This window comes from Porphyromonas sp. oral taxon 275, assembly GCF_018127745.1.
Taxonomy (GTDB): Bacteria; Bacteroidota; Bacteroidia; order Bacteroidales; family Porphyromonadaceae; genus Porphyromonas.
Genome location: NZ_CP072333.1, coordinates 1,849,928 through 1,871,271, shown reverse-complemented (window position 1 = coordinate 1,871,271; position 21,344 = coordinate 1,849,928). Strand labels below are relative to the sequence as shown.

Sequence of the window (21,344 nt, the reverse complement as noted above, 5' to 3'; positions counted from 1 at the left end):
GGCGCTGCGCTAGCTAGCACGCCGACGACGTGCAAGCCTTACACCTCTTACCCAAGTATCCTATCCCTTTCCTATGAATAAGATGATCCCCCAGCTCCTTGTCGCTGCCGCCAGCTCTGGCAGTGGCAAGACGACCTTCACGCTCGGTCTGCTGCGCGCGCTACGCCGCCGCGGACTGCAGGTAGCTAGCTTCAAGTGCGGGCCTGACTATATCGACCCGAAGTTCCACGAGCTAGCCAGCGGCCAGCCCTCGACCAATCTAGACCTCTATATGATGAGCCCTGAGCACGTGCGTCAGGTCTATGCGCGCCGCACGGCCGGGGCCGAGGTGGCGGTGCTGGAGGGTGTGATGGGGCTCTACGACGGCTACGTGCGTATGCAGGGCTCGTCCTACGAGGTCGCCGCGACGGTCGGGGCGCCCGTGGTGCTGCTCATCGATGCGCGCTCCTCTGCCTATTCGGTGGGCGCCATCCTCTACGGCTTCAAGAACTTCCGCCCCGAGGCAGAGGTCGTCGGTGTGGTCTTCAATCGCGTGGCCTCGGAGAACCATTATCGCTTCCTCCGTGAGGCAGCCGAAGACGCTGGCGTACGTCCGCTGGGCTATATCCCCAAGACAAAGCTGCTGGAGGTACCCTCGCGTCACCTCGGCCTCTCGCTGGAGGAGCTGGCCGAGCTGGATGATCTGCCCGAGCATGTGGCTGACCTGCTGGAGCAGCACGTGGACCTCGATGGGCTCCTGGAGCTCTGCATGCGCCCTTGCCTCCCCCCGCCTCCCGCACGCCCTGCCCCCGAGGGCTCGCTGCGTGTAGTGGTAGCGCGGGACGAAGCCTTCAACTTCATCTACGAGGAGAACATACACCGCCTGGCGGAGCTGGGCTCGGTGAGCTTCTTCTCCCCACTGGCCGATGAGCCGCTGCCTCCCTGCGACCTGCTGTACCTGCCGGGGGGCTACCCAGAGTTCTACCTCGAGGAGCTGGAGGCTGCCTCGACGAGCCGCAGCACCATAGCGGCCCACGTGGCCGAGGGCGGCCGTGTGCTGGCTGAGTGCGGGGGGATGATGTACCTCTGCCGTGCTATCCGTGATGAGGAGGGGCGCGCCTGGCGTATGTGTGGCGTGCTCGATATGGAGGCTACGATGGAGGGCATGCGCCTCAGGCTCGGCTACCGTGAGCTCACGGTGGGGACGGAGCTGTGGCGCGGGCATGAGTTCCACTACTCCAGCATCGTAGAGGCCTCCGAAGGCCTCGAGACCCTCGGGGGGCAGCGTACGGCACGCGGTGAGGCGGCGCCGACGCTGCTGTACCGTGTGGGCGGCGTGCTGGCTGGCTATACGCACTGGTACTGGGCGGAGCGTGATCCGCTGCAGCTCTTCGACCAGTTCGCCCACTAGCACGGCGGCCTCTACGGCTGTCCAAGTGTAGGTAAAGACGAAGCCCTGCGCGACGACCGAGTGTCGTCCCGCAGGGCTTCGTGCTTTGTGTGAGCTGCTTCGTCGTGAGGTACGAAGGGACGGCGGATGGGGGATGGCTTGCCTGAGACGGCGTGCGCCGCTGAGCGTGGAGGGCTCGGCGGGCAAGGCCTTAGTTCGCCTCAGGGGCTAGAGGCGGGCGCCGTAGAGCAAGGCCAGCAGGCGGGGGGCTAGGCGCTTGAAGAGGGCGAAGGTCAGGAAGCAGAGCCCTACCGTCAGCCCCCAGGTCAGCAGATAGCCCAGCAGAGGAAGTGCGCCGCTGGGGCGTAGCGGCGCCCAGAGGTAGGCAAGCCAGCGCCCGAGGTCGAGCAGCAGCAGGGCGTGTGCCGCGTAGATATACATCACATACCTACTGAGGGCGGCGGAGCGCTCGAGGAGTCGCGGGGGGAGCGCCAGCAGCTGCTGCCCCCAGGCCAGTACCGAGAGGCAGCCCGTGAGGATGAAGCTATTGAGCACATAGCGGTAGTAGGGATAGGCGGCGCCGTAGGAGCAGAAGGGTATGGCCAGCGCTAGGACTAGCGCCAGCCCTAGCAGCGGGTAGCGCAGGCGCCGTAGGGCCTTGATCGGGTCGAGCTGCTCGATGGCCATCCAGCCGCCTAGGGGGAAGAAGAAGAGGGCGCGTGAGCCCAGCATCGCCACGCTCATCTCGCGGTCGAGGACGAAGAGCAGGGCCAGCGGCAGCAGGATCCAGCCGCGGCTGAGGCCCAGCAGATAGTAGATGAGGGGCGAGAGCAGCGTCAGGCAGATGAGGTCGCGCATGAACCACAGCGGGTAGTCCAGCACCTGGTCGGTGAAGTAGTGCGGCAGCTGCGTCCAGCTCGGATCGTGGTGCGCTGCTGGGCTGCCGCCGAGTGCGGTGGTCACGGCGCTGTAGGCACTCAGTAGGACGAAGGCCAGCGCATTCCATAGGAGGAAGGGCTGCAGGACGCTACGGAGGCGCTTGCGCCAGGCGGGAAGGAAGACCTCACGACGGCGCCAGTCCTTCGCCCAGAAGGAGAAGTAGCCCGAGATAAAGAAGAAGAGCGGCACGGCCACGCGCGCCAGGACGTGGCTCACCAGCTCGACCAGATAGGAGTAGATATAGTGCTCCTCCACCTGCGGGCGCCGTAGCTGCGTCGGCAGCAGATGCGCCGAGACGACCAGGAGGATCAGGGGGAAGCGTAGGGCGCTCACCAGGCGAGAGAACTCGGGAGATGGGGGGGCGGACTGCATAGCGGATATAAGGAAGGGGCGAAGGATAGTCCTTCGCCCCTTCAAAGGTAAGGCTTTTTGTCTGAGGGCGTATGCCCGTCTCGCAGCAGCTAGCTCGGGCGGTGAGCCTCTCGCGGGCGCTCGACCTTGGGGTTGAGCTGCTGACGATAGTGGTCATGCGTGCCTCGGCAGGGGGTGAGGCTCGTATAGATGAGGGCTACGATCCAGAGGAAGAAGAGGGTGAATAGGGGGAGGATCAGCACCAGCGGATGTCGGTGGAGCCTGTAGAGAATGAGCAGTACTAGCACCAGCAGCAGGGGATGCAGCGGATAGAGTAGCGGGTAGTGCAGGACGTACTCGTACCACTTGTACTCGGGGTCGAGCTGCTGCCGCAGTATCCGCGTGTCGCGCCCCGACTGACGGTAGAGGCGGTGCGTGGAGCTCAGCTGCTGTCGGAACTCGGGGGTCGGGCTGCTCTCGCGGCTCATCAGGCGCGAGAGACTAGCGGGGCTAGCGCCTAGGATGCGTGCCAGTGGGACGCTATCCTCGGCGAAGGCCTCCGAGAGCTCGGAGAGTAGGCGGATGGGGTCCGCGGCCTCGTGCTGGCCTGCGGTCTCGGCGCGCGCTCGGCTGGTGTAGCTGCCCTCAGCCTCAGGCTGACAAGCCGTGGCGGAGAGGAGCAAGAGGAGGCTATAGCCTAGATGTACCAGGAGGGGATACCTCTGGTAGAGAACCTGGAGCATAGTCTGATGTCGTCGGGGGGAGGCCTGAGCCAAGGCGCGACATGCACCAGCCCCGCCCCTTGAGATCTAAGGGGGGAGCCGGTGTCAAGTCATTGGGCGGCAGAACCTATCCTATCCCATGAATTACGGAAGATAGCGTGGACGCTATCTCAACACATACTCGGTGAGGCCCTGAGAATGCCCGCAATTCGTACTGGATAAAGAATAGCGCCCACGCATACGCCTATGCACCGATCCTTACCCTCCGCTCCCGAATTGCTTGCTTGGAAATTTCTCAGGTTTCACCGCAACGTAGAGCCGAGGGCAGCAGGTGCTGCCTAATGTCCTTAGCTAGAGCTAGGAGCAGGGTTCGCTTTTCTTCGGCGGCAAATATACAGCTATTTTTATACCTCGTCCCCCGCAGGCTGGGCTCGGGTGGATGTGCGGCTCGTAGATCCGCTCTAAGGCGCTTTGGCTTGGTGCCTTGTCTTGATCTTGGGCTGTATCGCGAGCCCTCGGCACATCCTGCCCCGCTGGGCTAGCGCTGGCGCCCTCCCGCGCCTGGCGCTCCTCTGCCGCTAAGGAGCAGATAGCTGCCCGCAGAGCTGCGGCGCTCCTCGAGGGTGAACCCTCAGCAGCCTCCGCCTGGCGGTAGAGCACGCTGAGGGATATCCATCAGCGTGCTGACTGCCGTCCCTCAGCCGCGTGACTGATGCCCCTCAGGGCGCCGACGGATACCCCTCAGCGCGGGTGAGCTTGGCTCCGAGCGCTCGGGCTGCAGCCTGCGGCTGGGGCTCGAGCTCGCTCCGAAATAGCCTCAGAGCGCCTCTCTAGGGGCACTTCCCCTTCCTTAAAAACTTGCTTTATTCAGGACGTATCTATCTGTGTGGTTAATGATTAACTTTGTCTCGGACGAGCCCTCGAGGCCGTGCTGTCTGCAGCTTGTGCTCCGCTCGGGATCGCGGCCCGATGGCTGGCCCTTGGGGCAGGGTTCGGCGTTCGTAGGGCTGGGGGAGCACTGAGCGCTCACTGCCGCCCCTGCCGCATGCCTCCGAGCATGCTCCGAGGAGCTGTGCTTATGTCTTTGTCGTATGAGCTATTCACGCTATCTCGCTTTTCTTTTGCTCGCGCTCTGGGGGCTTGGCTTCGGGGCGAAGGCCTCGGTGGAGGTCGCCGCGCCTGCGGACACGACCTACCTGCTCTTTGACTATCAGCGCTCGCCGCGGATGGAGCGGATGCGGGACTTTGCCCCGCGCTTCAAGGCTTACCTTGCTCGTCCCTACGAGGAGCTAGGGTTCAAGAATCGCCCGAAGAATAAAGGCTGGCTCTCGCTGCGCCCTGTGTGGAAGGGGCCGCAGGACTCGCTCGAGCTGCCACTCTTCGTCTACGAAGCGGGTGCCGTTGAGCCTAAAAAGATGCTGCTCTTCTACGTCGAGCGCATTGATACGCTCTTCACACCGCCTCAGCGCTATACGCCGATGGCTACCTTCGCTGAGGCTATCACGAAGTTGGAGGCGCGTGCTGCCTACTTCGACAGGACGCTCTACGTCGTGACGCGCGACTATCGCGGGCGGATGCTGCGCCATCAGGTGAACTATGTGCTCCTGCGCTACTATGTATATCGAGGGCACGATATGTGCGTCATGCTTCATACCTGGGATGAGCTGGACTATGAGCGGAAGAACATCTTCGCTCGAGTGCTCTTCCCTAGGAGTATTTCTAGGCAGGAGATCGCCCGCGACAAGGAGCTCTATCGTCAGTTGCTGCGCTATGGCTTCCTCTCGGAGGCGCTTCCCCTGGGGCCTTACTTTACCTTCTAGGCTGTTTCCTGTGCTTCGTCTTCCTCGCCTTATGAGCTATTCACGCTATCTCGCTATTCTTTTGGTCACGCTCTTGGGGCTCTGCTTCGGGGCGAAGGCCTCGGCGGAGGTCGCCGCGCCTGCGGACACGACCTCCCTGCTCTTTGACTATCAGCGCTCGCCGCGGATGGAGCGGATGCGAGACTTTGCTCCGCGGATCAAGGCCTATTACGAGAGCCCGATCAAGGAGCGGCGGCACAAGGCTCCTCCGAGCAATAGGGGCTGGCTCTCGCTGCGCCCCGTATGGAAGGGGCTGCAGGACTCGCTCGAGCTCCCGCTCTTCGTCTACGACACGGGTTGGGATTATCCTGAGGCCATGCTGCTCCTCTATGTCGACCGCATTGATACACTCTTCACGCCGCCTCAGCGCTATACGCCAGTGGCCGCCTTCGTCCAAGTCATGGATAAGGTGGAGGCACGTGCTGCCTACTTCGACAAGACGCTCTATGTCGTGACGCGTGACTACCGCGGACGGATACTACGCCATCGGGTGAACTATGCGGTCCTATTCTACTATCTATATATAGATTATCAAATCGGCGCGCGTCTGCATACCTGGGACAAGATCGCTTATAGGCGACGAAACCTCTTCGCCCGCGACCTCTATCCTGGGACGATTACTCGGGAAGAGATCGCCCGCGACAAGGAGCTCTATCGCCAGCTGCTGCGCTATGGCTTCCTCTCGGAGGCGCTTCCCCTGGGGCTTTACTTGAGCTTATAGCGTCTAGGCGCTGTAGTAGGCCCTCCGCTGGGCCGTCCCGAGCTAGGCTACCTGCTCGGCGGGCATAATTTAGCCCCCTCAGCACACGGCGCGCTGAGGGGGCTATCGCTACCTATATATATGAGGAGTGGCGTCGGAAGAGATGGAGGGGAGCGGGGTCCCGAGGGGAGCGGGAGCGCTGCGGCAGCTAAGGGGGCGCTTCTGCACGCTAAGGACTTGAGCCCCTATTGTTTATTCGCTGATTTTACGTATCTTTGTATGCCGTATAGCGTATGGAGTACCCTGCGCTATGCGCCCAGCTAGATAGATAAGTTGTTCAAACATAAGTAGAAACGAAATGCCAACTATTCAACAATTGGTAAGAAAGGGACGTGAGTCGCTCGTGGAGAAGGGTAAGAGCCCTGCTCTGGACTCCTGCCCCCAGCGCCGAGGCGTCTGTGTGCGTGTGTACACGACGACCCCTAAGAAGCCTAACTCCGCAATGCGTAAGGTGGCACGTGTGCGCCTGACGAATGGTAAGGAAGTGAACGCCTACATCCCAGGTGAAGGTCACAACCTCCAGGAGCACAGCATCGTCCTCGTACGCGGTGGACGTGTGAAGGACCTTCCAGGGGTACGCTACCACATCGTACGTGGTGCCCTCGATACGGCTGGGGTCAACGGTCGCCTGCAGCGCCGCTCTAAGTATGGAGCTAAGCGTCCCAAGCCAGGTCAGGCTGCTCCAGCTAAGGGTAAGAAGTAGTCGCCCGACCACTCCTCGCCCCACCCGCCGCCTCTCTCTAGGCCGAGAGGTCGCTAGCGCTAGGCTGCGGGACGCCCTCCAGGAGAGGGCATAGCTCAGTAACAATAGAACCAAGTTTCTTGAGTTCGTTGGATAGGCTAGCAAGGTTGAGTAACTGCTCCAGCGGGGGCGGTGAAGACGATCCAAGCACAACCAATCGACAGAAACGCAATTAAAACAAGCAATGAGAAAAGCTAAGCCCAAAAAGAGACAGGTACTACCTGATCCCGTATTTGGTGACGTAAAGGTGACGAAGTTCGTAAATCACCTGATGTACGACGGTAAGAAGAATATCGCCTTCGATATCTTCTACTCCGCCCTCGAGATTGTCGGCAAGAAGATCCAGCAGGAGGAAAAGACCAGCCTGGATATCTGGAAGGCCGCCCTCGACAACATCACTCCTCAGGTAGAAGTAAAGAGCCGCCGTATCGGTGGTGCTACCTTCCAGGTGCCTACGGAAATCCGCGCCGAGCGAAAGGAATCTATCTCCATGAAGAACCTCATCCTCTTTGCTCGCAAGCGTGGTGGTAAGACCATGGCAGACAAGCTTGCAGCAGAGATCGTGGATGCGTTCAATAGCCAGGGTGCTGCCTTCAAGCGTAAGGAAGATATGCACCGTATGGCCGAAGCCAACCGTGCATTTGCTCACTTCAGATTCTAAGAAAGGCAAAAGACAATGGCTGACCACAAACACCTAGAACTTACGAGAAATATCGGCATCATGGCCCACATCGATGCCGGGAAGACGACCACGTCCGAGCGTATCCTCTTCTACACCGGTCTGACGCACAAGATCGGTGAAGTACACGATGGTGGCGCTACGATGGACTGGATGGAGCAGGAGCAGGAGCGTGGTATCACGATCACCTCTGCTGCTACGACGACCTTCTGGAACTACGACAATACGAAGTATAAGATCAATCTGATCGACACCCCAGGGCACGTGGACTTCACTGTAGAGGTAGAGCGCTCGCTCCGTATCCTCGACGGTGCTATCGCCACCTTCTGCGCTGTCGGTGGTGTACAGCCTCAGAGTGAGACGGTATGGCGTCAGGCCGACAAGTACCGCGTACCCCGTATCTGCTACGTCAACAAGATGGACCGCTCGGGTGCCAACTTCTTCGAGGTTGTCCGCCAGATCAAGACCATCCTGGGTGCTACGCCTTGCCCCATCCAGATTCCTGTCGGTCAGGAAGAGACCTTCCGTGGGGTCGTTGACCTCGTGACGATGAAGGCTCTGGTCTGGGACGATGAGACCATGGGTTCGCACTATGACGTAGTCGACATCCCTGCTGAGCTCCAGGCTGAGGCTGAGGAGTGGCGCGACAAGATGCTCGAGGCTCTGGCTGACTGCGACGACGTCCTGATGGAGAAGTACTTCGAGGATCCTTCCACGATCACCGAAGATGAGATCCGCGCTGCTCTGCGTAAGGGTACGCTCGCGATGAAGATCAACCCCATGCTCTGCGGTTCGTCCTTCAAGAACAAGGGGGTACAGACGCTGCTCGACGCAGTCGCTGCTTACCTGCCCAGCCCTATGGATACGCCCGAGGTCATCGGTACGGATCCCCGCGATCCCGAGAAGGAGATCGTCCGCAAGGTCGACCCCAGCTCGCCTCTGACGGCACTGGCCTTCAAGATCGCTACCGACCCCTACGTAGGTCGCCTCTGCTTCTTCCGCGTCTACGCTGGTGAGCTGCCCGCAGGCTCTTACGTCTACAACACGCGCTCTGAGAAGAAGGAGCGTATCTCGCGTCTCTTCCAGATGCACTCCAACAAGCAGAACCCCATGGAGGTCATCGGCTGCGGTGACATCGGTGCAGGTGTCGGCTTCAAGGACATCCGTACGGGGGACACGCTCTGCGACGAGAATAATCCTATCGTCCTCGAGTCGATCGACTTCCCCGAGCCCGTGATCGGTATCGCCGTCGAGCCCAAGACGCAGAAGGATATGGATAAGATGGGTGTCGGTCTGGCTAAGCTGGCCGAAGAAGATCCCACCTTCCGTGTGCAGACCAACGAAGAGACCGGCCAGACCGTCATCAGCGGTATGGGTGAGCTCCACCTGGAGATCATCATCGACCGTCTGAAGCGTGAATTCAAGGTAGAGGCTAACCAGGGTAAGCCCCAGGTATCGTACAAGGAAGCGATCACTAAGCCCGTCGAGCTCCGCGAAGTCTACAAGAAGCAGACTGGGGGGCGTGGTAAGTTCGCTGACATCATCGTACGCGTAGAGCCCGCTGACGAAGGCTTCGAAGGCGACCTGCAGTTCGTCGACGAAGTGAAGGGCGGTAACGTGCCTAAGGAATTCATCCCCTCGGTACAGAAGGGCTTCCAGAAGGCTATGACCAACGGTGTCCTAGCAGGCTATGCTCTGGACAAGCTGAAGGTCACGCTGCTCGATGGTTCGTTCCACCCCGTTGACTCGGATCAGCTCTCCTTCGAGATCTGTGCTATCCAGGCCTTCAAGAACGCATCGGCACAGGCAGGCCCCGTCCTCCTCGAGCCTATCATGCATCTCGAGGTCGATACGCCTGAGGAAAGCATGGGTGACGTGATCGGTGACCTCAACAAGCGTCGCGGTCAGGTCGAGGGTATGGACAGTACGCCATCCGGCGCTCGCCTGGTGAAGGCTTCGGTGCCCCTGGCTGAGATGTTCGGCTACGTCACGAGCCTGCGTACGATCACCTCTGGTCGCGCTACCTCGTCGATGACCTTCTCGCACTACGAACCCGTATCTGCATCCATCGCGCGTCAGGTCCTCGAGGAAGTCGGCGGTCGTGTAGATCTCATCAAGTAAATAGTATTACCAACTAGAGATATGAGCCAAAAGATTAGAATCAAGTTGAAGTCGTACGATCATACGCTGCTCGACAAGTCGGCAGAGAAGATCGTCAAGACCGTCAAGGCTACCGGCGCTGTGGTCAGCGGACCAATTCCCCTGCCTACGCACAAGCGTATCTTCACGGTGAACCGCTCGACCTTCGTCAACAAGAAGTCTCGCGAGCAGTTCGAGCTCAGCTCCTACAAGCGACTCATCGATATCTACAACTCGACGGCTGAGACGATCGATGCGCTAATGAAGCTCGAGCTGCCCAGCGGTGTAGAAGTAGAAATCAAGGTGTGATCAACTAAATAAGAAACTGAAATGCCAGGTTTATTAGGAAAGAAAATCGGAATGACATCCGTTTTCAGTGCCGAGGGGAAGAACGTCCCATGCACTGTTATTGAAGTAGGACCTTGCGTAGTGACGCAGATCAAGTCTCTGGAAAAGGACGGCTACGAAGCTCTTCAGCTGGGCTTCGTGGATGCTAAGGAAAAGCACACGTCCAAGCCCCTTCAGGGTCACTTCCAGAAGGCCGGCGTCGCTCCCAAGCGCCACTTGGCCGAGTTCAAGGGTTTCGACTGCTCTCAGTACAATCTGGGAGATGTGATCGACGTCAACTTCTTCGCTGACACGGTCTTCGTAGACGTCGTCGGTACGTCGAAGGGTAAGGGTTTCCAGGGTGTAGTCAAGCGTCACGGCTTCGGCGGTGTCGGCCAGACGACCCACGGTCAGCACAATCGACTCCGTGCTCCTGGTTCTGTTGGTGCGTGCTCCTACCCTGCGAAGGTCTTCAAGGGAACGCGCATGGCGGGCCAGATGGGTGCTGAGCGCGTGACCGTTCAGAACCTCGAAGTGATCAAGGTAATGCCCGAGCACAACCTCCTGCTCATCAAGGGGAGCGTGCCTGGTGCTAAAGGTTCAATCGTTGCAATCGAAAAGTAAATGGAACTGAGCATATATAATATCAAGGGAGAAGATACCGGTCGCAAGATCGTCCTCGATGACGCGATCTTCGCCATCGAGAAGCCAAACGACCACGCCATCTACTTGGACGTAAAGCAATACTTGGCCAACCAGCGTCAGGGTACGCACAAGTCTAAGGAGCGTAGCGAGATCTCCGGTAGTACGCGCAAGCTCATCCGCCAGAAGGGCGGTGGCGGTGCTCGCCGCGGGGATATCAACTCGCCCGTGCTCGTCGGTGGTGGTCGCGTCTTCGGCCCCACGCCCCGCGACTACAGCTTCAAGCTCAACAAGAAGCTTAAGGCGCTGGCTCGTCGCTCCGCACTGACCTACAAGGCCCAGAAGCAGGAGATCATCGTGGTGGAGAACTACGACTTCGCTGCCCCCAAGACTAAGGACTTCATCGCCCTCACGAAGGCTCTGAAGATCGAAGGTCAGAAGGCGCTCTTCGTAGTCGAAGCCCTCACGGACAACCTCGTCCTCTCTTCGCGCAACATCCGCACGGCTCGCGTGATGAACGCCTTCCAGCTGAACACCTACTCGGTGCTCGACTGCAAGAAGCTCGTCCTGAGCGAAGCGGCTGTGGCTGTGATCAACGAACAGTTTAAGGCATAATAAAGGAGATACGAAGAATGGGAATCATCATCAAGCCCGTAATCACGGAGAAGACTACTGCCCTGACGGAGAAGAAGGCTGAACGCTACGTCTTCCGCGTCTCTCCCGATGCCAACAAGATCGAGATCAAGAAGGCTGTCGAGGCTCTGTATAATGTAAAGGTCGAGAGTGTAAACACCGTAAACTATAGCGGCAAGCGTAAGGCTCGCTATACGAAGAGTGGACTCATACGCGGCAAGTTCGCTGCGTTTAAGAAGGCCGTCGTTACCCTCCAGGATGGTCAGACCATTGACTTTTACGCTAATATCTAAGTAAATAATGGCAATACGTAAACTGAAGCCCACTAGCCCGGGGCAAAGACATAAGGTTATTGGTGCGTTCGATAACATCACTGCCAGCGCACCAGAGAAGTCTCTTGTCGTAGGTAAGAGAAAGTCCGGTGGTCGTAACAACACCGGTAAGATGACCATGCGCTACATCGGTGGTGGTCACAAGCAGAAGCTGCGTCTCATCGACTTCAAGAGAAATAAGGACGGTATCCCTGCTACGGTCAAGAGCATCGAGTACGACCCCAATCGTACGGCTCGTATCGCTCTGCTGTACTACGCCGATGGTGCGAAGGCCTATATCCTCGCTCCCAACGGCCTGCAGGTAGGTCAGACAGTGATGTCGGGTGCCGAAGCTGCCCCCGAAGTAGGGAATAGCCTGCCACTGGCTAACATCCCTGTGGGTACGATCATCCACAACATCGAGCTTCGTCCAGGTCAGGGAGCCAAGATGGTCCGCTCCGCGGGTGTCTTCGCTCAGCTTACCTCTCGTGAAGGTCTCTATGCGGTCATCAAGATGCCTTCGGGTGAAACCCGCCGCATCCTCTCCGCTTGTAAGGCTACCATCGGTGCCGTAGGTAACTCCGACCACGCGCTGGAGCGCTCCGGTAAGGCTGGTCGCAGCCGCTGGCTCGGTCGCCGTCCTCACAACCGTGGTGTCGTCATGAACCCTGTTGATCACCCAATGGGTGGTGGTGAAGGTCGCGCAAGCGGTGGTCACCCACGCTCTCGTAAGGGTCTCTACGCTAAGGGTCTCAAGACGCGTGCTCCTAAGAAGCACTCGTCGAAGTACATCATCGAGAGACGTAAGAAGTAATCTGATTAAAGCAAAAGAACTATGAGTCGTTCACTAAAGAAAGGTCCATATATCAACCTGAAGCTCGAGAAGAAGGTCTTGGCGATGAATGAATCTGGCAAGAAGGTCGTCATCAAGACTTGGGCTCGTGCCTCGATGATCAGCCCTGACTTCGTCGGTCATACGATTGCCGTACACAACGGGAACAAGTTCATCCCCGTGTTCATCACGGAGAACATGGTCGGTCACAAGCTAGGGGAATTCTCCCCCACGCGTACCTTCCGTGGTCATGGTGGCAACAAGAAGAAGTAATTCGGCTGGAAGTAATTCACACTTCAGACCTCTGAACTAAGTAAGATTAAAGAAATGGGTGCAAGAAAGAAAATATCAGCCGAAGGAAGAAAGGAAGCCCTGAAGTCCACGTACTTCGCTTCCCTGCGCAACGTCCCCACCTCGCCTCGCAAGATGCGTCTGGTGGCTGACCTGGTGCGCGGTATGGAAGTAGGTCGTGCCCTCGGGGTACTCAAGTTCTCTAACAAGGAAGCGTCGGCACGCGTGGAGAAGCTCCTCCGCTCGGCTATCGCTAACTGGGAAGAGAAGAACGGACGCAAGGCCGAGGATGGCGAGCTCTACATCTCGCGCATCTTCGTCGACGGAGCAGCTACGCTCAAGCGTATGCGCCCCGCCCCTCAGGGTCGTGGGTACCGCATCCGCAAGCGTTCGAACCACGTCACGATCTTTGTCGATTCAATAACCAATAAAGAGAACTAAACCAGATGGGACAAAAGATTAATCCTATTAGCAGTCGTTTGGGATACATCCGTGGATGGGATTCCAACTGGTATGGCGGTCGTAAGTACGGTGAGAAGCTTCTCGAAGATAGCCGTCTACGTCGCTACCTGAGCGTCCGTCTGGCTAAGGCAAGTGTCTCTCGTATCGTTATCGAGCGTGCCCTCAAGCACGTCACCATCACCATCTGCACGGCACGTCCTGGTGTCGTCATCGGTAAGGGTGGACAGGATGTAGATACGCTCAAGGAAGAGCTGAAGAAGATCACCAACAAGGATGTTCAGATCAACATCTTTGAAGTACGTCGTCCAGATATCGACGCTGCGATCGTTGCTGATAACATCGCTCGCCAGCTCGAGGGGAAGATCGCGTACCGCCGTGCAGTCAAGGGCGCCATCGGCGCTGCTATGCGTGGTGGCGCAGAAGGGATCAAGATACAGATCTCTGGTCGTCTGAATGGTGCCGAAATCGCTCGCTCCGAGATGTTCAAGGAGGGTCGTACGCCTCTGCACACGCTGCGTGCCGACATCGACTACGCTCAGGCTGAGGCTCTGACGAAGGTCGGTATCCTCGGTATCAAGGTGTGGATCTGCAAGGGCGAAGTCTACGGCAAGCGTGATCTCGCTCCTTCGTTCACCAACCCCCAGCCCGGCCAGGCAGGTCGTCGTGACGGCCGTGAGCGCCGTGACGGTGGTCGCCGTGACCGTCGTGACGGTCGTCGCGGGGGCAATCGCTAACGTATAAGAACAGAAGACAGCAATGTTACAACCTAAGAAAACTAAGTTTAGAAGAGTCCAAAAGGGTCGTGCTAAGGGCAACGCTCAGCGTGGCAATCAGCTCGCCTTCGGTTCTTTCGGGATCAAGTCCCTCGGCACACGCTGGATCACCGGCCGCCAGATCGAGGCTGCTCGTATCGCGGTGACGCGCTACATGCAGCGTCAGGGTCAGGTATGGGTGCGTATCTTCCCAGATAAGCCCATCACCAAGAAGCCTGCCGACGTCCGAATGGGTAAGGGTAAGGGTTCGCCCGAGGGCTTCGTCGCCAACGTTACTCCAGGTCGTATGCTCTTCGAGATCGAGGGTGTATCCTTCGAGATCGCTAAGGAAGCACTTCGCCTAGCCGCTCAGAAGCTCCCCGTAACTACCAAGTTCGTCGTCCGCCGTGACTACGATATGTCCAACACCAACCTGTAATAGAAGAGATGAAGTTAGCAGAGATCAAGGCGCTCACCACGCCCGAGCTACAGGAGCGTGTGGTAGCTGAGGAAGCAGCTTACAACAAGAAGCGCATCGACCACGCGGTCACGCCAGCTGATAGCCCAGCTGAGATCCGCCGTATGCGTCGCACGATCGCTCAGATGAAGACCGTTCTTCGTGAGCGTGAACTCAACAACAATTAATGTGTCCTCCCGATGGAACAGAGAAGATTAAGAAAAGAACGTGTAGGCGTTGTTTCTTCCAATAAGATGGACAAGACCATCACGGTCGCGGTCAAGTGGAAGGAGAAGCACCCTATCTATGGTAAGTTCGTCAACAAGACGAAGAAGTACCATGCACACGACGAGAAGAACGAGTGCAACATCGGTGATACGGTCCGTATCATGGAGACGCGTCCTCTGAGTCGTACCAAGAGATGGAGACTAGTCAATATTATCGAAAGAGCTAAGTAGTATATGATCCAGCAAGAATCAAGACTCGTAGTAGCTGACAACAGCGGTGCTAAGGAAGCCCTCTGCATCCGCGTCCTCGGGGGTACGCGTCGACGCTATGCCTCTGTCGGTGATATCATCGTAGTAGCTGTCAAGAGCGTCATCCCCTCCTCGGATCTGAAGAAGGGTGTCGTCTCCAAGGCTATCATCGTCCGCACGAAGAAGGAAGTACGTCGTCCCGACGGCTCCTACATCCGCTTCGATGACAACGCTTGCGTCCTCCTCAACGCCGCTGGCGAAATGCGTGGTAGCCGTATCTTCGGTCCTGTAGCTCGTGAGCTGCGCGCCACGAATATGAAGATCGTTTCTCTCGCGCCTGAAGTCCTCTAATCCTAAAGACGAAGAAGAAATGAGTAAGTTACATATCAAGAAGGGCGACCAGGTCGTCGTCCTCAGTGGTGCTGACAAGGGCAAGAAGGGCCGCGTCCTCGAGGTCCTGGTCGACAAGCAGCGCGCGATCGTCGAGGGTATCGCCATCGTCGCTAAGCACGCTAAGCCCAGCGCAAAGAACCCTCAGGGGGGTATCGAGAAGAAGGAAGCTCCTATCCACATCGCTAAGCTCAACGTCCTAGATCCTAAGACGGGTAAGGCTACGCGTGTAGGTCGTCGCCTCAATGACGAAGGGAAGCTCGTACGTTATTCCAAAAAGTCAGGAGAGGAGATCAAGTAATGAGCAACACTGCAAGTCTTAAGAACGAATACAAGGAACGCATCGTTCCTGCCCTGATCGAGCAGTTCGGCTACCAGTCCCGCATGCAGGTGCCCGTCCTCAAGAAGATCGTCATCAACCAGGGCCTCGGTATCGCTACCGCTGATAAGAAGATCATCGACGTAGCTATCGCTGAGCTCTCCGCCATCACCGGTCAGAAGGCTGTCGCTACGGTCTCGAGGAAGGATATCTCCAACTTCAAGCTCCGTAAGAAGATGCCTATCGGTGTCATGGTGACGCTCCGCCGCGAGCAGATGTACGAGTTCCTCGAGCGCCTCATCCGCATCGCCCTGCCTCGTATCCGTGACTTCAAGGGGATCGAAAGCAAGTTCGACGGCCGTGGTAACTATACCCTCGGTATCAGCGAGCAGATCATCTTCCCCGAGATCAACCTCGATGGCATCACGAAGATCCTGGGTATGAACATCACCTTCGTCACCTCCGCTCAGACGGACGAAGAAGGCTATGCCCTGCTCAAGGAGTTCGGCCTCCCATTCAAGAACGCTAAGAAAGGCAACTAATATACTATGGCAAAGGAATCAATGAAGGCACGCGAGGTAAAGCGTGCGAAGCTCGTCGCTAAGTATGCTGCCAAGCGTGCTCAGCTCAAGGCCGAAGGTAACTACGAAGCGCTTCAGGCTCTGCCTAAGAATGCTTCGCCCGTACGTCTGCACAACCGCTGCAGCATGACGGGTCGTCCTAAGGGCTACATGCGCCAGTTCGGTATCTCTCGTATCCAGTTCCGTGAGATGGCTTCTGCCGGTCTCATCCCTGGTGTGAAGAAGGCTAGCTGGTAATAGTGCCTTATCCCCAATGATAGCGCCCCTCACTCCGCCGTACGGCAGGGTGAGGGGCGCTTCCTTTTTCCCTCCTTCCTATGCTTACCAAGAAGCGACTCCTCTACGCGCTGCTCTTCTCCGTGCTCCTCGTGGGGGCGGGAGCGAGCTGCTACTATGCCTACGCCCAGACGCTCGAGCGTCGCGGCTGTACGGGCAGTAAGTCCTGCCGTGTGTGCAAGAACTGCCGCTACTGCCGTCATTGCTCCCTGCCGGGGAATAGCTGCGGCGTCTGCCGTCGCTAAGCTCAGCCCTCAGCCCCGCTGTCTCTAGCTCCTCAGCTTCGCCCTCCGCGCTTTCCCGCTCTTTCTCGCGCTACATATATATAGGGCCTCCCTTAGCTCGCCTTCCTCGTTTGCTACGCGTCTCAGGCTTCGTCTCGATGGGCCAAGCCCCCGAATAGGACTGGCCTTGAAGCGTCCTTGCTGTCCCAGCCTAGCACCCTTGCTCGGCTCTAGAGGCTGGACAGCGTCCTTAGGAGACGTGGGGAAGGTCGGCAGCGTCGGGCGTAGCGCAGCAGGCTGCCTCGGGTCGGGTTCTTCGGATAGGATGGGGCGGAGTAGGGGGGCGGCAGACGCGGAATACACGGGGCTAGCGCCTCGGGCAGCGTGGTGCGGCGTGGCCTCCGAGCCTTTTGCGTATCTTTGTGGCGCTAAGTGGCGTCTTTACAGGCGCTCACCGCACGTCTGTTCACTATACTAGACTAGGATAAGACCTACCGAATGATTACCTTCTTTCGCCAGCCTCAGCGAGCTACCCTCTACGTGGTAGAGAGCCAGGAGGCACTAGATCCCACCTCTCTTGATCGTCTGATATGGCTCTTCGCAGGGGCCGAGCCCCTTGCCGAGCGCGAGCTTAAAGGACACTTCGTCGGTACTCGCCGCGAGCTGGTGACCCCCTGGAGCACCAATGCCGTGGAGATCGTCCGCAATATGAACATCCCCGGCGTGAAGCGCATCGAGGAGTTTACCGAGGTCGCCACGGCGGACGCCGCCTACGACCCCATGCTGCAGCACCGCTATGAGGGGCTGGATCAGTCGGTCTTCGTCACGGACTTCAGCGCGGCGCCCATCGCCTCTGTTACGGATATCCGTGCCTACAATGAGGCTGAGGGGCTTGCCCTGAGCGAGGAGGAGATCGTCTACCTCGAGGAGCTGGCAGGACGCCTAGGGCGTCCGCTCACCGACAGCGAGCTCTTCGGCTTCTCGCAGGTCAATAGTGAGCACTGCCGTCACAAGATCTTCGGTGGTACCTTCGTCCTTGACGGCGAGGAGCAGGAGCGCTCGCTCTTCTCCATGATCAAGGACACCAGTGCCGCCAATCCCAACCACCTAGTCTCTGCCTACAAGGACAATGTCGCCTTCATCGACGGACCTCAGGCGCTGGAGCAGTTTGCCCCCGCCTCTGGGGATAAGCCCGACTTCTTCGTCCGTAAGTCTATCGACAGCGTGCTGAGCCTCAAGGCCGAGACGCACAACTTCCCCACCACCGTCGAGCCCTTCAACGGTGCCGCCACCGGTACGGGCGGCGAGATCCGCGACCGTATGGCGGGCGGCCGTGCGAGTGTACCCTTGGCGGGTACGGCCGTCTATATGACCAGCTACCCACGCAGTGAGGCAAGGCGTAGCTGGGAGCAGTATACCGAGGCGCGCCCCTGGCTCTACCAGACACCACAGCAGATCCTCACGAAGGCATCCAATGGGGCGAGCGACTTCGGGAATAAGTTCGGCCAGCCGCTGATCTGCGGCTCGGTGCTGACCTTCGAGCAGGACACGCCCCAGGCGCACTATGGCTTCGACAAGGTCATCATGCTTGCGGGCGGCGTCGGCTATGCCCGCCGCAGCGATGCGCAGAAGGGCACGCCCAAGCCCGGTGAGAAGGTCGTCCTCCTCGGCGGAGATAACTACCGCATCGGTATGGGCGGAGGCGCCGTCAGCTCGGTCAATACGGGCCAGTACGCTGGCGCCATCGAGCTTAACGCCGTCCAGCGCTCCAATCCCGAGATGCAGAAGCGCGTCCAGAACGTCATCCGCACCCTCTCCGAGGGCGAGGACAATCCCATCATCTCCATCCACGACCACGGCGCAGGGGGGCACCTCAACTGCCTCTCCGAGCTCGTCGAGACGACAGGTGGGCACTTCGACCTCCAGCGCTTCCCCGTCGGCGACGAGACGCTCTCCGACAAGGAGATCATTGGCAATGAGAGCCAGGAGCGTATGGGGCTGCTGGTCGAGGAAGAGGCGCTGGAGCGTATCGCCCACATCGCCGAGCGCGAGCGCGCCCCGATGTACGTCGTCGGGGAGACGACGGACGACATGCACCTGACCTTCGAGAACGCACGCGGCGAGCGTCCCATCGACCTGGCGCTCTCGGATATGTTCGGCTCGGCGCCGAAGACCTATATGCGGGATAGCCGCCAGCCCCAGGAGCAGCCCGCCCTCCGCTACGAGCCCAGCCAGCTGGAGCAGTACCTCGATGCGGTGCTGCAGCAGGAAGGCGTCGGCTGTAAGGACTGGCTGACCAATAAGGTCGACCGCTCCGTCACGGGACGCGTGGCACGCCAGCAGTGTCAGGGCCCGCTGCAGCTGCCGCTGAGTGACTGCGGCGCTATGGCTGTGGACTTCCGCGGCCGCTCGGGTATGGCGACCTCCATCGGGCACGCCCCAGCGGCTGCGCTGGTCGACCCCGTAGCAGGCTCGCAGCTGGCGATCGCCGAGGCGCTGACCAATATCGTTTTCGCCCCCCTGACCTACGGGCTGGAGGGCGTCTCGCTGAGTGCCAACTGGATGTGGCCCTGCCGCAACCCCGGCGAAGACGCTCGTCTCTACGACGCCGTAGAGGCTGCCTCGGATCTGGCGATCTCGCTCGGCATCAATATCCCCACGGGTAAGGACTCGCTCTCCATGACGCAGAAGTACCCCGACGGCTCCAAGGTGCTCAGCCCTGGCACGGTCATCATCAGCGCTATGGCTGAGGTCTCGGAGGTCAAGGAGATCCTCTCGCCCGTGCTGCGCCTCGATCCCAAGTATCCCGTCTACCATATCGACTTCAGCTTCGCTCCGCTGGCGCTGGGCGGCTCTGCGCTGGCGCAGGCCCTCGGTCAGCTGGGGGACGAGACGCCCTACATCGCCGAGCCCGAGTACTTCCGCGAGGCCTTCGCCGCCGTGCAGGAGGCCCTCCGCCGCGGCATCCTCGTGGCGGGGCACGACATCTCGGGCGGCGGGCTCATCACGGCGCTGCTGGAGCTCTGCTTCAGCCACACCGAGGGCGGGCTCTCCGTCGACCTCTCGGCCTTCCCCGAGAGCGACTGGGTCAAGCTCCTCTTCGCCGAGAACCCTGGGGTGCTCGTGCAGACCAGCGACCCCGAGCAGCTGGAGGCGCTGCTGCGTGATGCCAGCCTTGGCTTCGTGCGCCTAGCGACCCCTGTCCTCGGCAGCCGCACGCTCGCGCTGCATCAGGGCGGCCGCAGGCTCGAGCTGGATATCGACCAGAAGCGCGAGCTGTGGTATCGCTCCTCCTACCTCATGGATCAGCATCAGAGTGGCGAGGAGCTGGCGCGCCAGCGCTTCGAGCACTACAAGGAACAGCCGCTACGCTTCCGCTTCCCCGAGGGCTTCGATGGCAAGCTCGCGAGCCTTGGCCTCGATCCCGACCGCAGTGCCAAGGCGCCCGTGCGTGCCGCGATCCTGCGCGACAAGGGGACGAACGGTGAGCGCGAGATGGCCTATGCCCTCTGGCTGGCAGGCTTCGACGTCAAGGACGTACACCTGACGGACCTCATCTCGGGTCGTGAGACGCTGGAGGAGGTGCAGCTCATCGTCTTCTGCGGGGGCTTCTCCAACTCCGACGTACTGGGCTCGGCCAAGGGCTGGGCTGCGGGTATCCTCTTCAATGAGCGCGCCAAGGCTACGCTCGACCGCTTCTATGCACGTCCCGATACGCTCAGCCTCGGGATCTGTAACGGCTGTCAGCTGATGGCCGAGCTGGAGCTGCTCTATCCCGAGCACGAGCTGAAGCACAAGATGGCGCACAACGACTCGCACAAGTTCGAGAGCGCCTTCGTCAGCCTCACCATCCCTGAGAACCACTCCGTGATGCTGGGCAATCTGGCTGGCAGCGAACTCGGCGTATGGCTGGCGCACGGGGAGGGCAAGTTCGACCTGCCCTACAGCAGTGACCGCTACCACGTCATCGCCCGCTATGCCTACGAAGGCTACCCTGCCAACCCCAACGGCTCGCCCGAGGGGATCGCGGGGCTGTGCAGTGCCGACGGCCGTCATCTAGCGCTGATGCCGCACCCCGAGCGAGCGATCTTCCCCTGGCAGTGCGGCTACTACCCCGAGGGGGAGCGTGCTGCGCATGAGGTGACTCCTTGGATGCAGGCCTTCCGCAACGCCTACGACTGGTGCCTCGCGCATCAGGTGAAGGCCTAGCCTCCCGAGCGACTAAGCAAAGAGCCCTGCGGGGCGGAGCTGCTGCGGCAGCCTCCGCCTCGCAGGGCTTCTTTATATGGGCTGAGTCGCCGCCCCCGCTTCGCTACGACCGCTGTGTGCCTGCTTGCGTGGCTGTTCGTAGGCTGTAGGTGCGGAGGGTGCTACTGGTATGTGAATCGTGCCGTCCGCTAGCTTCCCGTGGTGGCGCTGCTGGCATGTCGGATCTCGCTGTTCGCTAGCCACCCGTGTGCCTGCTTGTTCTTCATGGTGCTAAGCCCCTATAGGGGCGACCCTATTCAAAGCCCAGGGTGCGTAGCCCTGTAAGGGCGACCAAACCCTGGGGTGCTTGGATAAAAGAAGTATAGAGCCCTACAGGGGCGATCCTCCGAAGGCGCGTGGCGCTGTGCCAGGTGTGTCGTCTGCGTGCTTATTCGTCTTATGGGTCGCCCCTGTAGGGCTCTTGGGGATATTGGGGGGGGACTTGACCCAGGGTTTGGTCGCCCTTACAGGGCTACGCACCCTAGGCTCTGGATGGATCGCCCCGCTGGGGCTTGCGTGGCCGTTCGTAGGCAGTCGGTGTGGAGGGCGCAGCTGGCATGTCG

Annotated in this window: 25 protein-coding genes; 23 read left to right on the top strand and 2 right to left on the bottom strand. The window is 59.5% G+C overall.

Annotated features, from left to right (window positions below):
- The first annotated feature begins 82 nt into the window (after positions 1 to 82).
- The gene (locus tag J4862_RS07495; RefSeq protein WP_211789580.1) at positions 83 to 1,390 is read left to right on the top strand and encodes a cobyrinate a,c-diamide synthase; all 1,308 of its coding nucleotides are present in this window, start codon (positions 83 to 85) and stop codon (positions 1,388 to 1,390) included.
- 207 nt (positions 1,391 to 1,597) lie between these two features.
- Here J4862_RS07495 and J4862_RS07490 read toward each other — a convergent pair whose 3' ends face one another.
- On the bottom strand, positions 1,598 to 2,680 hold the full coding sequence (locus J4862_RS07490; protein ID WP_211788494.1) for an acyltransferase: 1,083 nt from the start codon (positions 2,678 to 2,680) through the stop codon (positions 1,598 to 1,600).
- A gap of 89 nt (positions 2,681 to 2,769) precedes the next feature.
- Positions 2,770 to 3,402 carry a hypothetical protein gene (locus J4862_RS07485; RefSeq protein ID WP_211788493.1) on the bottom strand — a complete coding sequence of 211 codons (633 nt, stop codon included), beginning with the start codon at positions 3,400 to 3,402 and terminating at the stop codon, positions 2,770 to 2,772.
- A 1,070-nt stretch (positions 3,403 to 4,472) separates the two neighbouring features.
- On the opposite strand from J4862_RS07485, the gene J4862_RS07480 reads away from it, so the two are divergent.
- The 22 genes from J4862_RS07480 (at position 4,473) to purL (ending at position 20,742) form a co-directional block, all read left to right on the top strand.
- Positions 4,473 to 5,201, top strand: coding sequence for a hypothetical protein (locus J4862_RS07480; RefSeq protein ID WP_211788492.1), 729 nt, complete (start codon positions 4,473 to 4,475; stop codon positions 5,199 to 5,201).
- Positions 5,202 to 5,232: 31 nt separating this feature from the next.
- Positions 5,233 to 5,961, top strand: a complete 729-nt coding sequence (locus tag J4862_RS07475; RefSeq protein WP_211788491.1) for a hypothetical protein — start codon at positions 5,233 to 5,235, stop codon at positions 5,959 to 5,961.
- Positions 5,962 to 6,298: 337 nt separating this feature from the next.
- On the top strand, positions 6,299 to 6,703 hold the full coding sequence (gene rpsL, locus J4862_RS07470) for a 30S ribosomal protein S12 (protein WP_211788490.1): 405 nt from the start codon (positions 6,299 to 6,301) through the stop codon (positions 6,701 to 6,703).
- 223 nt (positions 6,704 to 6,926) lie between these two features.
- Complete coding sequence (gene rpsG / locus J4862_RS07465) at positions 6,927 to 7,403, top strand: 30S ribosomal protein S7 (RefSeq protein ID WP_211788489.1); 477 nt, start codon at positions 6,927 to 6,929, stop codon at positions 7,401 to 7,403.
- A 15-nt stretch (positions 7,404 to 7,418) separates the two neighbouring features.
- A complete protein-coding gene (gene fusA, locus J4862_RS07460) occupies positions 7,419 to 9,542 on the top strand; it encodes an elongation factor G (RefSeq protein WP_211788488.1) in 2,124 nt (707 codons plus the stop codon).
- A 21-nt stretch (positions 9,543 to 9,563) separates the two neighbouring features.
- A complete protein-coding gene (gene rpsJ / locus J4862_RS07455) occupies positions 9,564 to 9,869 on the top strand; it encodes a 30S ribosomal protein S10 (RefSeq protein WP_211788487.1) in 306 nt (101 codons plus the stop codon).
- Between the two features lie 21 nt (positions 9,870 to 9,890).
- A complete protein-coding gene (gene rplC, locus J4862_RS07450; RefSeq protein ID WP_211788486.1) occupies positions 9,891 to 10,511 on the top strand; it encodes a 50S ribosomal protein L3 in 621 nt (206 codons plus the stop codon).
- Complete coding sequence (gene rplD, locus J4862_RS07445) at positions 10,512 to 11,144, top strand: 50S ribosomal protein L4 (protein WP_211788485.1); 633 nt, start codon at positions 10,512 to 10,514, stop codon at positions 11,142 to 11,144.
- 17 nt (positions 11,145 to 11,161) lie between these two features.
- Positions 11,162 to 11,455, top strand: a complete 294-nt coding sequence (gene rplW, locus J4862_RS07440; protein ID WP_211788484.1) for a 50S ribosomal protein L23 — start codon at positions 11,162 to 11,164, stop codon at positions 11,453 to 11,455.
- Between the two features lie 7 nt (positions 11,456 to 11,462).
- A complete protein-coding gene (gene rplB, locus J4862_RS07435) occupies positions 11,463 to 12,287 on the top strand; it encodes a 50S ribosomal protein L2 (protein WP_211788483.1) in 825 nt (274 codons plus the stop codon).
- A 21-nt stretch (positions 12,288 to 12,308) separates the two neighbouring features.
- Positions 12,309 to 12,578, top strand: a complete 270-nt coding sequence (gene rpsS, locus J4862_RS07430; RefSeq protein ID WP_009432244.1) for a 30S ribosomal protein S19 — start codon at positions 12,309 to 12,311, stop codon at positions 12,576 to 12,578.
- A gap of 54 nt (positions 12,579 to 12,632) precedes the next feature.
- Complete coding sequence (rplV, locus tag J4862_RS07425; RefSeq protein WP_211788482.1) at positions 12,633 to 13,037, top strand: 50S ribosomal protein L22; 405 nt, start codon at positions 12,633 to 12,635, stop codon at positions 13,035 to 13,037.
- A 5-nt stretch (positions 13,038 to 13,042) separates the two neighbouring features.
- Entirely contained in the window at positions 13,043 to 13,792 is a 750-nt protein-coding gene (gene rpsC, locus J4862_RS07420; RefSeq protein WP_211788481.1) for a 30S ribosomal protein S3, read from the top strand.
- Positions 13,793 to 13,814: 22 nt separating this feature from the next.
- Complete coding sequence (gene rplP, locus J4862_RS07415) at positions 13,815 to 14,249, top strand: 50S ribosomal protein L16 (protein WP_009432248.1); 435 nt, start codon at positions 13,815 to 13,817, stop codon at positions 14,247 to 14,249.
- An 8-nt stretch (positions 14,250 to 14,257) separates the two neighbouring features.
- Positions 14,258 to 14,455 carry a 50S ribosomal protein L29 gene (rpmC, locus tag J4862_RS07410; RefSeq protein ID WP_211788480.1) on the top strand — a complete coding sequence of 66 codons (198 nt, stop codon included), beginning with the start codon at positions 14,258 to 14,260 and terminating at the stop codon, positions 14,453 to 14,455.
- Between the two features lie 12 nt (positions 14,456 to 14,467).
- Entirely contained in the window at positions 14,468 to 14,725 is a 258-nt protein-coding gene (rpsQ, locus tag J4862_RS07405; RefSeq protein ID WP_044114910.1) for a 30S ribosomal protein S17, read from the top strand.
- A gap of 3 nt (positions 14,726 to 14,728) precedes the next feature.
- Positions 14,729 to 15,094: a 50S ribosomal protein L14 gene (rplN, locus tag J4862_RS07400; RefSeq protein ID WP_211788479.1), complete on the top strand. Its 366-nt coding sequence runs from the start codon at positions 14,729 to 14,731 to the stop codon at positions 15,092 to 15,094.
- Positions 15,095 to 15,113: 19 nt separating this feature from the next.
- Entirely contained in the window at positions 15,114 to 15,434 is a 321-nt protein-coding gene (gene rplX / locus J4862_RS07395) for a 50S ribosomal protein L24 (protein WP_211788478.1), read from the top strand.
- The gene (gene rplE, locus J4862_RS07390; protein WP_211788477.1) at positions 15,434 to 15,994 is read left to right on the top strand and encodes a 50S ribosomal protein L5; all 561 of its coding nucleotides are present in this window, start codon (positions 15,434 to 15,436) and stop codon (positions 15,992 to 15,994) included. The genes rplX and rplE overlap by 1 nt, the downstream gene beginning before the upstream one ends.
- Before the next feature lie 6 nt (positions 15,995 to 16,000).
- Positions 16,001 to 16,270, top strand: a complete 270-nt coding sequence (gene rpsN, locus J4862_RS07385; RefSeq protein ID WP_021667372.1) for a 30S ribosomal protein S14 — start codon at positions 16,001 to 16,003, stop codon at positions 16,268 to 16,270.
- An 80-nt stretch (positions 16,271 to 16,350) separates the two neighbouring features.
- The gene (locus J4862_RS07380; protein WP_211788476.1) at positions 16,351 to 16,554 is read left to right on the top strand and encodes a hypothetical protein; all 204 of its coding nucleotides are present in this window, start codon (positions 16,351 to 16,353) and stop codon (positions 16,552 to 16,554) included.
- A 477-nt stretch (positions 16,555 to 17,031) separates the two neighbouring features.
- Positions 17,032 to 20,742, top strand: a complete 3,711-nt coding sequence (gene purL / locus J4862_RS07375) for a phosphoribosylformylglycinamidine synthase (protein ID WP_211788475.1) — start codon at positions 17,032 to 17,034, stop codon at positions 20,740 to 20,742.
- Positions 20,743 to 21,344 lie beyond the last annotated feature (602 nt).